This is a genomic window from Streptomyces sp. NPDC088706 (genome assembly GCF_044752765.1).
In the GTDB taxonomy this organism is placed as follows: domain Bacteria; phylum Actinomycetota; class Actinomycetes; order Streptomycetales; family Streptomycetaceae; genus Streptomyces.
Window position 1 is genome coordinate 1 of the sequence record NZ_JBIVLW010000022.1, and the last position, 15,003, is coordinate 15,003.

At 68.3% G+C, this 15,003-nt stretch carries 9 protein-coding genes; 8 read left to right on the top strand and 1 reads right to left on the bottom strand.

The window, feature by feature from the left end; translation table 11 throughout:
• The 8 genes from ACIQAK_RS30355 to ACIQAK_RS30390 form a co-directional block, all read left to right on the top strand.
• Positions 1 to 1,714: hypothetical protein (locus ACIQAK_RS30355; RefSeq protein ID WP_401849460.1), on the top strand; the 1,714-nt coding region annotated here is incomplete at its 5' end.
• Positions 1,714 to 4,485 (top strand): RNaseH domain-containing protein, encoded by a 2,772-nt coding sequence (locus tag ACIQAK_RS30360; protein WP_366388989.1) that lies wholly within the window; start codon positions 1,714 to 1,716, stop codon positions 4,483 to 4,485. The genes ACIQAK_RS30355 and ACIQAK_RS30360, both read left to right, overlap by 1 nt.
• 125 nt (positions 4,486 to 4,610) lie before the next feature.
• Positions 4,611 to 5,492 (top strand): hypothetical protein, encoded by an 882-nt coding sequence (locus ACIQAK_RS30365; protein WP_366388990.1) that lies wholly within the window; start codon positions 4,611 to 4,613, stop codon positions 5,490 to 5,492.
• Positions 5,425 to 7,281 carry a hypothetical protein gene (locus ACIQAK_RS30370; protein ID WP_366388991.1) on the top strand — a complete coding sequence of 619 codons (1,857 nt, stop codon included), beginning with the start codon at positions 5,425 to 5,427 and terminating at the stop codon, positions 7,279 to 7,281. The genes ACIQAK_RS30365 and ACIQAK_RS30370 overlap by 68 nt, the downstream gene beginning before the upstream one ends.
• Before the next feature lie 26 nt (positions 7,282 to 7,307).
• Complete coding sequence (locus ACIQAK_RS30375; protein WP_366388992.1) at positions 7,308 to 9,326, top strand: hypothetical protein; 2,019 nt, start codon at positions 7,308 to 7,310, stop codon at positions 9,324 to 9,326.
• Between the two features lie 343 nt (positions 9,327 to 9,669).
• Positions 9,670 to 10,185: a hypothetical protein gene (locus ACIQAK_RS30380; RefSeq protein ID WP_366388993.1), complete on the top strand. Its 516-nt coding sequence runs from the start codon at positions 9,670 to 9,672 to the stop codon at positions 10,183 to 10,185.
• A 199-nt stretch (positions 10,186 to 10,384) separates the two neighbouring features.
• Positions 10,385 to 10,777 (top strand): hypothetical protein, encoded by a 393-nt coding sequence (locus ACIQAK_RS30385; RefSeq protein ID WP_366388994.1) that lies wholly within the window; start codon positions 10,385 to 10,387, stop codon positions 10,775 to 10,777.
• Between the two features lie 68 nt (positions 10,778 to 10,845).
• A complete protein-coding gene (locus tag ACIQAK_RS30390) occupies positions 10,846 to 11,091 on the top strand; it encodes a hypothetical protein (protein ID WP_366388995.1) in 246 nt (81 codons plus the stop codon).
• 203 nt (positions 11,092 to 11,294) lie between these two features.
• Here ACIQAK_RS30390 and ACIQAK_RS30395 read toward each other — a convergent pair whose 3' ends face one another.
• Positions 11,295 to 14,906 carry a Helicase associated domain protein gene (locus tag ACIQAK_RS30395; protein ID WP_366388996.1) on the bottom strand — a complete coding sequence of 1,204 codons (3,612 nt, stop codon included), beginning with the start codon at positions 14,904 to 14,906 and terminating at the stop codon, positions 11,295 to 11,297.
• Between the last annotated feature and the right edge of the window lie 97 nt (positions 14,907 to 15,003).

Consider the following 15,003-nt stretch of genomic DNA (forward strand, 5'->3'; position numbering starts at 1 on the left):
GCAGGAGCGCCAGAACCGTCCCGGCTCCGGCTGGTACATGGTGGGCAAGAAGGACGCCGAGCTGTGTCGCATCCTGACGGGCGCCTCACCGGATGCCGAGGTCGGTGAAGGAGTCCACCAGGCCTATCTGGCGCTCTTCCCGGGTGAGCAGACGGACGCCGAGGTGCCGGAGGGCTGGCAGCCGCTTGCCGAGCAGATCCGCCAGGCTCTGGTCGGCAAGGTCCAGGGCACTCGCCGCAGCAGAAAGCTCGCGGTCTTCAAGGATTCCATCTCTCGCATCCTGGCTGGTGCGCCCTTCCATGTGCCCGCCTCCCGGCGCGCCGCGCTGGTCAATGATCTGCTGGTGCGGGCCTGGCTCGGTGCGCTCCACAACGAGCTGCATACCTTGAAGTGGTCGCTCCTGCCGCTGCTGGGGGAGCTGAATGCGGCAACTGACCTGGTGTCCACGATGGGGTTGATCCCCCGCGATGAGCCGATTCCCTATGGGCCGCTGGGGCAGAACCTGTACGGGTTCAAACTCGACAAGAACGCCGGCGGGACCGGCCGGCTGTCGCTGCAGTCTCTGGGCGGCGACCCGCACACCTCCACTGTCCGCCTCGGCGACACCGTCGCCCTGGCGACGGCCGGGGTGCGGCGCAGCATCTTGGGCCTGTCCGCCACCGCGTTCTTCCCCAAGGCCGCCCTGCAGCACGTGCACACCCTGCCCGCCTACGTAATGACCGATGCTGCGGTCGGTGCGGTCACCGCCCACGCCGGGAGCGTGTCGGCCACCGATATCGGCTGGCAGCCGATCTCGATCGGCGGCATGGAGGAGAGACGCAAGCCCTCCGAGCTGCGCAAGCTCGCCGAGCGGCTGTGGCATACCCAGTTGTCGACGCATTTGGAGAAGGTCGCCCGCAACGACCCGCTGCGGGAGCTAGCCCTGCTGGCCGGGAACTCCTACTTCCACGCGGAGGTGATGGCCGCCGGGATCGCGGCCGCGTGCGGCCGCCCGGAATGGGTCGCGGTCCTCGTCAGCAACAACTCGTCCTCCTCCAGAGCGGCCGTGGTACTGCCCGAGGGTGTGGTGCGGGTGACCATCGACGAACTCGAAGACCTGCCCGCCACCCACCCGAGGGTGAAGGTGATCTGCGCACCGCTGTCGGTGGTCTCCCGCGGCCTGAACATCCTCATCCCGCACACCGACCGCTCGGCGCTCGCCTCGGTGTGGGTAGGGGTACGCCCCATCACGCACCTGCACGAACCGTCCGTGATGTACGCAAGCATCAACGCCTGCGGCGTCGCCGCCGGTACCGTCAGCGCCGACCCTGCGGGGATGCTCGCCTCCCAGCGCACTGCGGCCATCCGCCAACGGGAGTTGCTGCTGCGCACCGACCCGCGGTTCTCCCGCATGCCGAAGTTCCTCAAGACCGAGGTGCTGGCGGGCATCCTCGTCGAGCTCATCCAGCTAGCCGGGCGCGCGCGGCGCGGCGGCACCCCTGTTGAGCTCTACCTGGTCGACCACGCCTTCTTCAACCAGCAGCTGGGCTGCGACTTCCCCCGCCTCCTGCGCTCCTACTACGACCAGCTCGACACCGACGAGCAGGACATCCTGCGCCGCGTTTACGGCTCCACCCTCACCGCCTGGCTCGACCTCGCCCACAGCGGGGACCTGCTGCCCAACCCCGTCACGTTGATTCCCGCCCCGGACCTGGACGATGAAGGACTTGAGTAATGCCGTCGAATGACACCCGCATGTCCATGCTGGCCGCACCGTTGACCAGCGACCTGATGGGCACCGTCTGGCTGTACCGCTTCCCGGACAAGATCGAGCACGAGTGGAAAAAGCTGCGCAGCATCTACCTCGGCAAGACCGGCTCGAAGGCCAACCTGCCCTATGCCGGACTGCTGACAGTGCTGCGCGCCAGCGGCGCCACCAGCGCCACGCTGAATCCCACCAGCAAGAGCAAGCCGCCTCAGTTCCTCGCGCTATCCAAGAAGCTGCCTGCGGCGCATCTGCGGGCCGCGGTGGCCTTGTGGGAGCAGGCCCTGCTGCAGACACCGGCGGAGGAGATCTCCCTGGCCTACAACAGCAACCTCGCCGACCTGTTCGCCTCGGTAGAGCCCGAACACGTGGCGGTATGGGACCACGTCCGCCACGGCCGCCGTGCTGTGGACGCGGACGGCTGGGTGTGGGACGCGGCCAGCTCGAACCTTGCCTCTCTGGTGGCCAAGACCGCTTTGCCGGTCGACGGCCGCACCATCGCGCTGCGCCCGGACACCGAGAACAACGTCATGGTCTGGGACACCGACCACCTGTGGTCGAACAACTGGCTCGACGCCCGCCCCGCCAAGGACAAGAAAAACGACAGCCCCAAGAGCGCTGCGGATGAGTCCCAGGCGCCGGAGGAGTGGAAGGTCAGGCGGCACTACGCCGCGCTGCGGGTGGAAGTAGCGATGAAGTCGCTGCACTCGCTGCCCGTACCGCTGGTGGTCATGACACCCCGCGTTTCCAGGCTGAGCAACCAGATCAACGGTGCCCGTACCGCTTGGTGGGCGCCGCGCTCCCCCAGCCGGCCGCTGCTCTGTCTGAACCTGGGTGGCAAGGGAAAGTACACCCACCTTGAGCACACCAGCCGCCTGGCTCTGGATGCGTGGGTGCGGCTGATGGACGAGCCCGTGTTCCCCCGCGACCCCGAGGACACCGAGTTCCTGCCCGTGAGCGCCATGGACCTGTCCGGCGAGCCCGGCGCCTTCCGTGCGCTGATCCCCTTCTCGAAGTCCTTCCCCCTGGGCAAGGGGGTTGGTCTGCACACCGTCGCCGCTCTGGCCGACCACCTGTCCGAGGTCACCGGGCAGGATCTCGTCCGCGGTCGGCAGGTCGCAAAGGTCCTCTCGGTGGCCGCCCGCAAGACCGAATACGGCCGTGATGCCACGCTGCTCGACGACGTCGACCTGAAGGACATCATGGCCGCCGCGGGCTGCTCCAAGCTTCGTATTTTGGCCCTGTACGAGCACCAGGAGATGCGTACCCGCATGCAGCGGCTGCTGGCCTACCACTTCAACCGGCCCGACCTGGCTTCCGGGATGCCCGACGACGAGATCGTCGAGCTCAGCTGTCACACCGAGGTATTGCTGCACCGGGCCCCTCAGCTGCTGTCCCACGGCAGCCACCATGACCAGCGTGGCGCGCTCACCGATGCCCTGCCTGGGCTTCAGGCGGAGGGCACTGGGGTCCTGGCCCTGGTCGAGACCGAGTACGACGCCAAGGAGTGGGGCCGCCAGCGCCGCGCCGCCCGCCGCGGAGAGGAGGGCGCCGTCGACCCGTACACGCTGGATGCCAAGCCGGAAGTCTCCCGGCATCTCGCGCGTCACGGCGTGCTCGCCCAGTTCCTCACCCCCACCACGAAGAAGCTGCGTTCGAAGAAGAAGGCACGGGAGGCTGAGTCCCCGCTCGAGGCGCTCGGCATGGAACTTGCCGCGGACTTCCCCGGCCACATGGCCATCGGCGACATGCTGCGCTCCGCCGGACTGGTCCATCCGCGCCTGACCCGCGCCATCTCCACCGGCAAGGGACTCAAGGACCGGGTCGCCCACCTTGGCCTGCACATGCGCGCCCAGCTCGGCGAAAAGCACACCCACCGCACCGAGGAGCCCAAGCTCATGTGGGTCCTCACCGCGTTCGTCCCCGTAGGCGAGTACTGGGAGACCCTGGCATATCTGCCCGCCGACCGGGGCGGCCGTGGCGGCTGGTTCAACTACGCCCGCGCCCAGGGGCTGTCACGCAGCCGACCCATTCCCGAGGGCAGCCGCGGTGACGACACCCTGCCCCGCCGTATCGACCACGCTCTGTTCGAGCTGGCCCGGCGCCTGGAGTGTGGCTATGTGCTCTACGTCTCCGGTGACTCCACCCGCCCCGTCTGGCCACTGCTGTCGAACAAGAACGCCGACCTGCGTCCCGACGACGAAGGTCTGGCAGGCGGCAGGCCGGCGTTGCCCGGTGCCACGCTGGCGCCCAAGTACCGGCCGCGAGCCGTCATCCGCACCACCTCCAGCGCCGACCCGAGCATTCCTGTGCCCGCGCTCTTCCACGAGATCGACGAGGGCGGCACCGAACACGACGGCGACAAGACCAGCAACGCGCTGTTCCAGCTCGACCACACCGACACGACGTTCCTCATGAGCCGGCGCCCCCACCAGATGGACGGCAAGACCCCCTCGGCCAAGTCCGGCCGCACACAAGGGCGCTGGGCGTGCGATGACAAGGAGCAGCAGGCCGAGACCTGGTACAACCTCACCGCTACCGAGATCGCCGTCATCCAGCGGCCCGACGGGGACGATGCACTCCCCTACGCCCTGACCACCGCGAGGCTGTGCAACCACGCCCTCGCGTGGGAGCACCGCACTCGCCACCCGCTGCCCATCCACGCCGCCATCCAGATGGACAAAAACCACCCCGAGTACCGGCGCACCATCGACTGGGAGGCCGACGACACCACCGGATGACCCCCGACCGGCATAGGTTGCTGCGCGTTGTGCAGAGATCTCCCCTGAGTGACGACTTGTACCTATGATCAAGACGGGCAGTCGCCGGGGAGTGTCTCGGCGCCGTCGTGCCCGTGGGGGTGGTAGTGACGATCGTGCGGGTGGAGCCGACCAGAGAGCAGACGGCGGTGCGTCTGCTGCTCATCCTGGACCGGCTGGGCGATCCCTGCGCTGCCGGTGACGGGGCTCCACCGACGGCGGTCCGGGTGATCCAGGCACAGCGCAAGCTCGCGAAGCTGGATTTCCTTGTGCGCAACCCTGACTATCTGGCGGACCAGATCATTACCGCGTGCGAGCAGGGGCGGCTGACGAAGGAGCGTCTGCTGGACGCGCGGGCGGTACTGGAGGAGCGCGAGCCTGAGCTGCACACGTATCGGATGCTGCGGAACCGTCATGGAGCGTACGAGCCCATGAACAATGCGCTGGCGGTGCTGCGGCATCCCGGGCTGATTCAGGTGGTGCGTGCCGGTAAGTCGTCTGACACGCATGTGCGGCGGCGGGACTACTACTTGCTGGCTGCCGGTGCGGAGTTCGCGCAGCGGCTTCGCACCGAGGTTCCCGTACTGGCCTGGTATGACCAACAGGTCTCATACGTCCGGATGGTGGCCGAGGGGATGTCGGCTGAGGAGCTCAAGGCCCTGCAGTACGAGCACGCGGAGTATGCGGGAACTCCGGTGGGCCAGATGATCGCGGGGATCTCTGAGCGGGTGCATACACGGCTCGCGGCGGCGTTGGAGCGGGACTGGCATGAGCGAGGAGCAGGCGGACACCGGGCCGGTGGAAGCGTGGCTGGCCGAGATCGCAGCCAAGTCCCGGCAACCGCTGCCTGTGGTCCGCAAGGTTCTCGATCATCACCGTGTTCGGCCTCAGATGGCGCCGCCGCGGCCCCATCGACTGCTGGTGACCTCGGTCGCCTTCGACGGTGTCCGGCCGGCTGCGGATTCCGGGGCCGGGGAGGGGGGAGGTGAGCCGTTTGCCTTCTCCTGGGATCTGAGCCCGGGACTGTGGTGTCTTGCGTCCCTGGGGAAGAACGAGGCGGGCAAATCCAGCGTCCTGGAGATCATGCTGTGGTGTCTTCGGGGGCGCAGTGGCCTGCAGCGCGACGTGCGCCACTGGCTGCGTGCTGTGCAGGTCGGCTTTGAACTCGACGGCGAGCCGCTGCTGGTGGACATGACGGTGCGGGCCGGCTTGCCGCAGGGGCATGTGGTGTCCACGCAGTCGGGCACCGTACTGATCGACTTCGACGGGCTGGCCGATTTCGAGGCGGCCATGGACGCGTTCATGCTGGAGCGGCTGGGCCTGGAGCCGCTCCGCACAGCGCAGGCTGCTCCTGGCGGCCCGGACGAGCCTCCCATCACCGGCGAGCTGTCATGGCCGTCGTATGCGAGCGCCTTGCACATCAGCCGTTCCGGTCTGGGCAATCTGCTGGGCAACGATGCGCGCCACGGGCTTCCCACCCGGCTGCTGGAGTTGTTCCTCGGCGCCCCGTGGGCGTCAACGAAGGTCGAGGCCGCGGTCGCCCTGAAGATCGTCAAGGCGCAGCTTTCAGCCGCCCGCAGTCGGGCCGTAGGTGACGCCGAGGCACGCAAGGCCCAGCTGGAGGAACTGTCTCGGCGGCTGAAGCAGGCCCAGGACCAGCTTGCGGCTCTTGACGGGACGGGCGGTACGGCGGCGGACCTGCAGCAGCTGTACGCGGAACTTGCTGCCTCCACCCAGGCTGCGGTCACCGCTCAGGACATCGTGCTGGCCGTCCGGTCGACGCACAACGAGCTCGAAGCGCAGCGCCGGGACCTGGCGGCGGCTGTACATACTGCGGAGGAGGCATCGCTGGCCCGGGCGTTCTTCCACACCCTGATGCCCACGGTCTGTCCGCGCTGTGACACAGCCGTGGACAAGGCCCGGTGGGAGAGGGAACAGGAAGGGCACTGCTCGCTGTGCGCCTCGGATCTGCACGAGGCGCACAGCAGCGCGGACGAGGACGAGTCGGGGGTGCAGACGGCTGACCTGCGCCAGATGCTGGTCGAGGTCCAACGGGCAGTCGACGGCGCGGCAGCAGAACTGGCCCGGGCGCAGCAGCATGCGTCGCAGGCCGAGGCAGACCGGGAAGGCGCGGCAGACCGTCTGCAGGAGGCACTGGGCTCCCCCGGCCTGCGGGAACGTCGGGAGATGGAACTGGTTGTCGCCCGCCTGGAGGGAGCGGTGGAGGAGCGCAGTGGCCGTTTCGCCGACCTGGACGCGTCGGTGGACCTTGCGCCCCTGGAGCAGGCTGGCGCGGTGCTGGCAGCCGCCGAGAAACTCGCGATGGACCGGCGCACCCAGGTGCTGAAGAAGGTCCTTGGGGATGTGGAGAAGGACATCGTCGTGATGGGCCGGGCTCTGGGGCTGGAAATGCTCAAGGAGGTCAAGCTCGGCGGGAACGCCTCGTTGACGGTGTGGAAGGGCGGGCAGAAGCACAGCTACGGCTCGCTGACCGAGGGGGAACAGCTGCGACTGAAGATCGTGACCACGATCGCCCTGCTCCGGCACGGATACCGCAGCGGAGTGGGCCGGTACCCGGGGCTGCTGTTCATCGACTCGCCAGGCGCGGAGGAAGTCGACGGCGGAGACCTGCAGCACATGCTGAGCGATCTGGTGACCCTGACCGAGATGGTGCCGGAACTGCAAGTGATCGTCGCGACCGCCCGGGGGGCCGAGGTCAGGGAAATCGTGCCCGCTGACAATATGCGTCTGGCGGCCGAGGGCCGGCGCCTCTGGTAGAGCCGGCCGGCAGGAGGGAGGCAGCCGTGAGCAGTGAGCAGGACCTTCTGGGCCCCCTGGTGGCGGCGCTGGATGCGCACCTGCCTCTGCCGTCGTTGTCCGACCTCGGCGGAGCCGCTCTGCTCAGTGCCGACACCAGCGCCTTACTGGCCCGGGATGAGCTGCCCGAGCTGATCGCCCTGATCGTCGAGGACTCTGAGACTCTCCACAGTGACACCGGTCGGAGTTTCCTGCTGGAGGCCGCGGCCGCTCCCACCAGCCCGCTAATGCTGGAAGCGGTCGTCGATGCCTTCCTCGGCCATCCTGCCGCCGTCGCCGAACTCGGGGACGATCTGGTGGATGTCTGGCTCGACACCAGCCGACAACGCGGCGACCTCATCGGCGGCATCGCGCTGGAGGGCAGCGCCCGCCTCGTCCTGGCCGACGCGAGCACCCCCTACGCACTGCTCGACCGGCTCAAGAGGATGCGCCGGGAGGTCTCCGGGATGAACGACGACTTCGCCAGCCGCGCGGTAGGCGTCGCCGGAGCGGTGGCCGAGCACTTGCCCGCGCCGGATGTGCCGGCCCTGCTTGAGTCACTGCTGAACGTCGACGATGTCGCCGAGGACGCCTCCTTCGAACTGGGCATGCTGGCGCTACGGCACGCCCTGGAGACCGAGGACGCCGAGCAGGCCCGGATCCTGCTGGTCACCGCCCGCGCTCATCTCAGTGACGCCCACTCCGACGAAGAACGCCCGGATGCTGCCGCGTTCGGCGTGGCCATCGACGCCGTCCTGGCCTACTCCGCCGGAGCATCCGTTCCCGCCTCCGCCCGCCGCCTGCTGGAGGAGGCGATCCTCGAGATCCGCCTGAACCTGCTGGGCATGCCGAGCACGTGGCGCACTCCCCGCTTCGACACCCTGGCCGCCTGGCACCAGCTCGCCTCCTCCCTCGAACAGGCACAGGTCGCCGACCGGCCCGGCTCATGGCTGCACGCCAGCGCCCTGATCAACCACCTGGTCTCGGTCTACTCAGCCCACCGCACCCTGAGCCTGCTCACCCCCGCCGGTACCGGCGGGACTGACGTCCCTGCGGCAACGGCCCTCGCAGGGCTGCACGCTCTTTTGGCGCCTCGCGTCGAACGCGCCTTCCTCGCTCATGAAGGCGGACGAGCGATCCTGGACCAGTGGCTGGAAGAACTCCACACCGCCCCCGATTCCGACGGCGACCCCGCTACCGCCCTGGTACGTCAGCAGGCTGGGGCGCTGCGCGAAGTCCTCGCGGCCGAAGGGCCGGGCCATCCCCCAAAACCTGACAGCCCGGCGTCTGTTGCGCTCGCCGGGCTTGTCGGGACAGAAAGCGCCCAGCGCATCACCGCACGCCTGGCGGTAGAACCCGACCTCAACGAACGCATCACCGCCATGCTCGAAGCACGAGCCGCCCGCGAGCCCGTCGACGAAGTACCGATCATCGCCAGCACCTACCGGTGGGCGCAGCAGCAGCTCAGCCAGCAGTGCCCCGACGGCTACAGCGGACAGTTCGCCGCCGACATCGACACCCTGCTGATCTACCTGTTGCGGTTCATGGACCTGCGCCTGTCCGAGACACAGAAGTACGGCGGCGACGCCCGCGCCTACCTGCGCGAGATCCCGCCCGGCGCCGATAGGCCCCGGGAGAAGGAACTCGGCAAGGACCTGCGTGACTTCCTGCGCGGGGTAGGCCTGCGAGTCGAGCTGGAAGTGGACAACGTCGGCGCCGGCCGGGTCGACGTTGCGTGGCGCCCTCACGACGAGCTGATCACCATGGAGCTGAAACGCGACTGGAAGGACATCACCTGGGACGCACTCGCGGATAGCTACGGGCCTCAGGCCGTCTCCTACCAGGTCAGCGGGCGTCCCATCAACTTCTTCGTCGTCCTGGACCTCACCGACAAACCAGACGGCCTGGCCTCCCTGCCAGCCTGCGCCCACGTCCGCACCTTCCCCGGCCCCGCGGGCGACCCCCGGCCCCGCACGCTCATCATGCTCCGCGTCCAAGGCAACAAGCGCCACCCCAGCTCTCTGTGACCGCCCTCCCCCAGATGGCGTCCCGCCAAGTGGTGTAGCCGATCAAGCTAGCGGAATGCCCAGGTCACGAAACTGATCGCCTTTGCTGACACGCCAGTTGGGGCGGTGGAGACGTGGCCAGCGACTATCGGCCGGTCGCCCGCGGCGACGCCGAGTACGTCGACCTCAGGAAGGAGGGAGGCAGGGCTTGATCGCCTACACCACGACAGGGGACGCGACCCGAGGGGGTTCCTCAACGGCTGCATGGGGGCGTCCGACCCCTCATGGGCAAGCCCGAGATCTGCTTCGCGTAACAGTGCCCGGCGGCCCGTGACTGTCAGTCCTGCCCGACACACTGCCCCGCATGATGAACCGAGAAGAAGCCGCTGCCGCACGGCAGCGAGTGATGCAGGCGTACGCACAACTGCCGCAGGTGGTACCGGAAGTTACTGCCGACGATTTGCGGCAGGCGAACCGCCTGGCCTGGGCAGAACTGGAGATGGCAGGCGCGCCCTTGGATGCGCCCGGCGAGCGAATCTACGCCCTCGGCTTCGTAGGACCCGGGCCAGGCCTAAAGGTCGGGTTCACCAGCTCACGACCAGGGCAAACCGGCAGGACTGGCAGGACTGCCACTGCGCGCATCAAGTCCCTGGAGCGGGTCAGCCTGGCTCACCACACGGTCATGGTGCGGGCCTGGATATCGAGGCCGGTAACCAACGCCCGCGACTGGGAGGCTAAATCCCTAGATGCGCTGGAGGGGCTTGAGGGATCCATGGCGATAGGCGAGTACTTCCATGGCGTCGACTTCGACTTGGCTTTGAAGATCATCCACAGCGTCCGCAACGACTCCATGACCTCAGTCCGGCGAGCAGGTAGGTGAGCGCCGGCACCTACTCGGCGGATTCCGGCGTTGCCTGCTGCATAGCGCCCGGCCGGCGGCGCCCCCGTCCGGGATCAGGCAGGCATCGCTGGGGAAACACAGGGCCGCAACGCGCTCCTGATCTACGCCGCTGACCGGCCAGCAGAAGCGGGTATCTCACTTTTCCTCACATTCTCTCATTTGGATGTAGACTGCCCCCATGCCCAAGAACATCACGGTGGACGATGTCACCCACACCCAGATCACCCTGCTCGCCCGCGCCTGGGACGTCACCCCCGGGGAGGCGGTGCGCCGGCTGGTCGGTCACTTCCAGCACCCCTCCCCCGCCGCAGCCCCATCAGCACCCGCAAGCAACCGGGTTGCCGTCCATGCCATTTACGACGGAGTACACGTACCCGGCCTGTACGATCCCGCAACCCAGGCGCTCACGATCACCGAGGGCCCGGCAGCCGGCACGTACCGCACCCCCAGCGGGGCGGCCAGCGCGGTCCTGCAGGCCCTCAAGCCGCACGTGAAGCCGAACCGCAACGGCTGGGGCTTTTGGGCTCTCGACGACAGTGGTGAACTCCTTCAGACACTCCGCCGACGCTGAGCGGTCGGCACCGCCCCGACCCTCAAAAACTCACCCTTCCTCAATAACTCTCACCTATGCTACTATTGATGTTCAACTGCGGTGGTGGCGCCGTACCGCCATTGCGCGCACGATCCTGGGAGTCGCATTTGCACAACGACCGAGACCCGCTGCTGAGCCAACGCTCTGCCCTCATCCTGCTTTTGGGCGTGCTCGTGGGTATCGGCGCCGGAACCGTGGCCGCGCTCGGAGATGCCGACCCGGCCATGGCCGTACTGACCGGCGCAAGTGCCTGCGGCGCAGGCATCATCTTCTTCAACGCCACCATCGCCTAGAGCTCGCCCAGCCTCGGAACGCGGTCGGTTCTTCCTGGTCGATGGGTTCGGTGAAGTCCTCGCCGATGCGGGCGGAAGCCCTCCGCCTCCGGTCCCCAGGACCGTAATCCGAAAGTCGACGCTCACCGAAGCCGACGGCCGCTACACCTTCACCACTGGCGGGGGCGACGGGGCGATGAGGCCGACAGGTGTCACGGCCCTGCTCAGCGCGGTGGGGCGATGGGCTCTGTGGGGTCGTGCGCCCAGAAGGCGGCGGTGACGCGCTGGACGAGGAGGGACTGGTCGCTCGGCGTGTCATCATCGCTGTCCACGGCGTGCGGCACGAGGACCCTGGTGCGGGCCACACGCCGTACATCCTGTGCCATGAGCGGGCGCAGGACGTTGACGAGTTGTGTGGCTGTGCAGTTGGGGTCCGGCAGCACGAGGGCGTCAAGGTCGCGGGGCAACGGGTTGTAACTCCTGTATACGCAGCGGATGACCGGCTGGCCGTGTGCGTACCGCCCTGCCGGCGGGTCGCCCTCCAGAAGGATCGCCGCGTCGAGCATGTCCACCGCCAGCTGCATGCCGAACTTCTGGGCCTCGTCCCTCGTGGCCAGTACGGCCGCGACACGGCGCAGCCGGAGCCGTTCGATGATCTGCGCGGTTGCGTTGGCTTCGGTGGACCATTGCCGCGGACGCCGCGAGGCGGGGTTTCTGCGGACGCGGACCACCGCCAGCTGGCAGGGCGCCAGCAGTTCTTCGTCCTCCAGCGCCTGCCGGCTCGTCGGGACGATGTGACTCCCGAAGATCTTTTGTGCGGGCATGTGGACCGCCCAGTCCACGTCGCGCGCCTTGAGGCCGGGTGCCATCTGGCGGGGGATGCGTGGAGTGGCCGTCAGGTAGAGGCGCCGCCGGGCCAGGATGCGGTCGTCGTAGTGGATGCCGGCATAGGGGTGTTCCGGCGTGATGATGCCCTCCGCCGTGCGGTGCGCTTCTTCGACGACGAGGTGTCCCCAGGCAGGCAGGTCGTGGTGACGGTGGCTGTCGGCGACCAGTGGGGCATCTGCGTAGCGGGCGAACACCAGCGCTCCGGGCGGCTGCTGTCTGATCCAGTCGGCCAGATCGGCAGCGCTGGTCAGACGGGCACCACCGTGCGGGCCGAAGCCCAGGCCCGCCTGCGGCCTGTCGCCCACTTTCCGCCAGGTGGCGGCGGCTTTGCGGAGGTAGAGCACATCCGGGCCGAGGATCAGGCAGGTTTCCGGAGCGAGTTCAAGCACGGCGGACGCGATGGTGGTGGTCTTGCCTGCCCCGGCGGGCATGCTGATCAGCGTCCGGCGGCCACCCCCGCCGAAGATCATCGGAGCCAGGCCCGGTGGCGGCTCGCTCTCGGCCGTCCAAAACACCGGGTCGTGCGCACCCACCAACGCGGCAATGTCCTGGAGAACCGGTTCCTCCCCAGCCGCGGAATTGCTCGTGACGGGGGTCTGTGTTGATGGAAGCGGTGCCGGCGGCGTCTGTGCACGCTGGCAAGCCGGTGTCCACTCCATGGCCAGTGCCTCCAAGGATGCGATCTCCTCGCTGCTGAGGGCACCTTGGCGGGCCTGGGCACGCAGGTCGGTGATCCATGGGCCGAGCGGGAAGCGTCGGTCGCCTTCGCCGGCGTGGAAGTCGGGCGGGACCTGCAAGTGGTGGTGCTGGCGGTAGAAGTGCCGGGCGGCGCGCAGGCCGCCTGCGAAGTGGTTGGTGGGGGTGCGACGGAGCGCCAGGGCCAGCGGGCTGTCCTTGAACGGCAGTGCCGCCAGTTGCTGGCGCTGCTCCTTGGCCAGGGTGGGGAACATGTCGAACTGCCGGTCGAGCCATCGGGTTACGTGGTCTGCGTCACCGGGCAGAGGGCCGGGGGTGATGACGGGAGGCGACGTGCTGTCGCGGACCCGTGCCAGGATGCGCTGCCACGCGTCGGACCAGTGAGGGTTCCACCAGCGGTCGATGTCACGCAGGGCGCGTCGGTAAGGGTCGGGCAGGGTGCCTGCGTCGTCCTGGCGGCGCTGCTGCAGGAGCCACTGCGCGAGGGGGCGGCGCAGGTAGGTCTCCTGCGGGTCGTGGGGAAGGAGGTGGCCGTGCTCGCGTGCGTAGGCCTGGGCGGTTTCGAGGAAGGCCTCGGTGCTGTCCGGGTCGTGGCGCCAGGTGATGTTGAAGGTGGCCAGTGCGGCGACACGGGCGGCGGGCAGGTGTCCGGCGGCTTTGAGGGCGCGCTGATAGCCGAGCCAGCAGCCGAGATGGAACCCGTCGTCGGTGATGTGGTTGCTGGGGACGTCGAGATGCCCGTGCGCGGTGTGGAAGGCCCGTCCAGCGGCCATCCCGGCGTCCCAGATGTCTGGTTCGGGTTCCATGATGCGCAGCATCAGGTGGGGGGCGATCTCCAGGGCGCGTGCGGGTCGGATGGCGTAGTCGGGGGTGGAGATGAGTAGGCGACGCCCGCTGATCGGCAGGCGGTAGAAGTAGTGCTCGTCGTAGGCCCGCAGCGCGATCATGACTTGGTGGAGCAGGTGGTAGGGCGTGCCGAAGGTTGCTTCTTCGGGGCGTTGCCCGGGGCCGAACAGAACGGGGATGATCAAGGTGGAGACCTTGTTCATGCCGGGGCCAATGCGCAGGGCCCGTCCGATGGCCTGGATGATGTCGATGGTGGACTGCTTGGGGTCGGCGAACAGCACGGAGTCGGCCAGCGGGAAGTCCACGCCTTCGACGCACAGGCGGACATTGCACAGGACGCGGAGCTCGGCGAGCGAGCCCTTGCGCTGGTCTGCGGGGGCCTGCCCGAAGTGGCTCATGCGTTCGCGCCGCACCTGCCGGGAGTGCTTGTGGTGGATGCTGGAAACCCACAGGCCGTCCGCGTGTCCGCCAGGGATGGCGGCCGCGGTCTGCGGGAGGGTTTCGGCGAGGGCGTCGCACTGTGCGATGCTGCGGCTGAAGGAGACCGCCCGCTGAATGTGGTGGTCCTCGCGGGCTTTGAGCAGGGCCAGTTGGGCTGCGGCGACCCGCGCGGCATCGGCCTGCGGGGTGCGGCCCCGCTTGGTGCGGCTGGTGAGGAAGGCGCGCAGCTGCGGGTGGTGGATCTCGGGGGCTGCGATGCGGTAGTCGGCGAGTCTGCCTTCGTGGATGGCCGCGGCCAGGGAGTAGCGGTAGGCGACGGTGCCGTAGAGGGACACATCGTCCATGGAAGCGATCGGTTCGGTGACGATACCCCGGTTGACGTCCCAGATACGAGGCGTGGCGGTGAGGTAGAGGCGGTGGCGGGCGGGGATGGCGTCGTCGTCGTGGATACTGCCCCAGGCCTTGCTGCGCGCTCCGGCGGTGCGGTGGGCTTCATCGACGATGGCGATGTCCCAGCGGGGCAGTTGATGATCATGGTGGGCCAGACGGAGCTTCTTCAGCGCGGCGTAGGTGGCGAAGACGTTGACCGGGCCGTCGGCGTCTCGCACGGCATGGGCCAGCTGCGCCGGGTCGCCTGTCATGGTGAGGATGCCGTCGAGGACGGGCTCGCTGGTCTGCCGGTCGGAGCAGACCCCGAGGTAGCGGCCCGGGCGGCCGGCGGTGTACCAGACGCGGGCGGTCTGGTTCAGCAGGTCCAGGGTGGGCAGCAGTGTCAGGCTGCGGCTGTTGGTAGTGATCTCGTGGGCGACGTGGACGGCGAGGTGGGTCTTTCCGGTCCCGCACGGCATGATCACCTGCTGTCGTGTGCGTCCCATCGCGAACGCGTTGAGCACACAGTCCGCGGCATCACGCTGACGGGTCCACAGCTTGCTGGACAGGCGTTCGCTGGGAAGATCAAGCTGCACGGGCCAACTCCGCAGTTCTGGCAGGTCAGTGGGTCTGCAGGAAGAATGCGCGGCACAACGCCCCCGCACCGCCCGCCTGCGGTATCGCCACACGATC

Coding starts and splice junctions, on each gene's coding strand:
- ACIQAK_RS30360 (WP_366388989.1), top strand. CDS start 1,714: ATGCCGTCGAATGACACCCGCATGTCCATGCTGGCCGCACCGTTGACC.
- ACIQAK_RS30380 (WP_366388993.1), top strand. CDS start 9,670: ATGATGAACCGAGAAGAAGCCGCTGCCGCACGGCAGCGAGTGATGCAG.
- ACIQAK_RS30385 (WP_366388994.1), top strand. CDS start 10,385: ATGCCCAAGAACATCACGGTGGACGATGTCACCCACACCCAGATCACC.
- ACIQAK_RS30390 (WP_366388995.1), top strand. CDS start 10,846: ATGTTCAACTGCGGTGGTGGCGCCGTACCGCCATTGCGCGCACGATCC.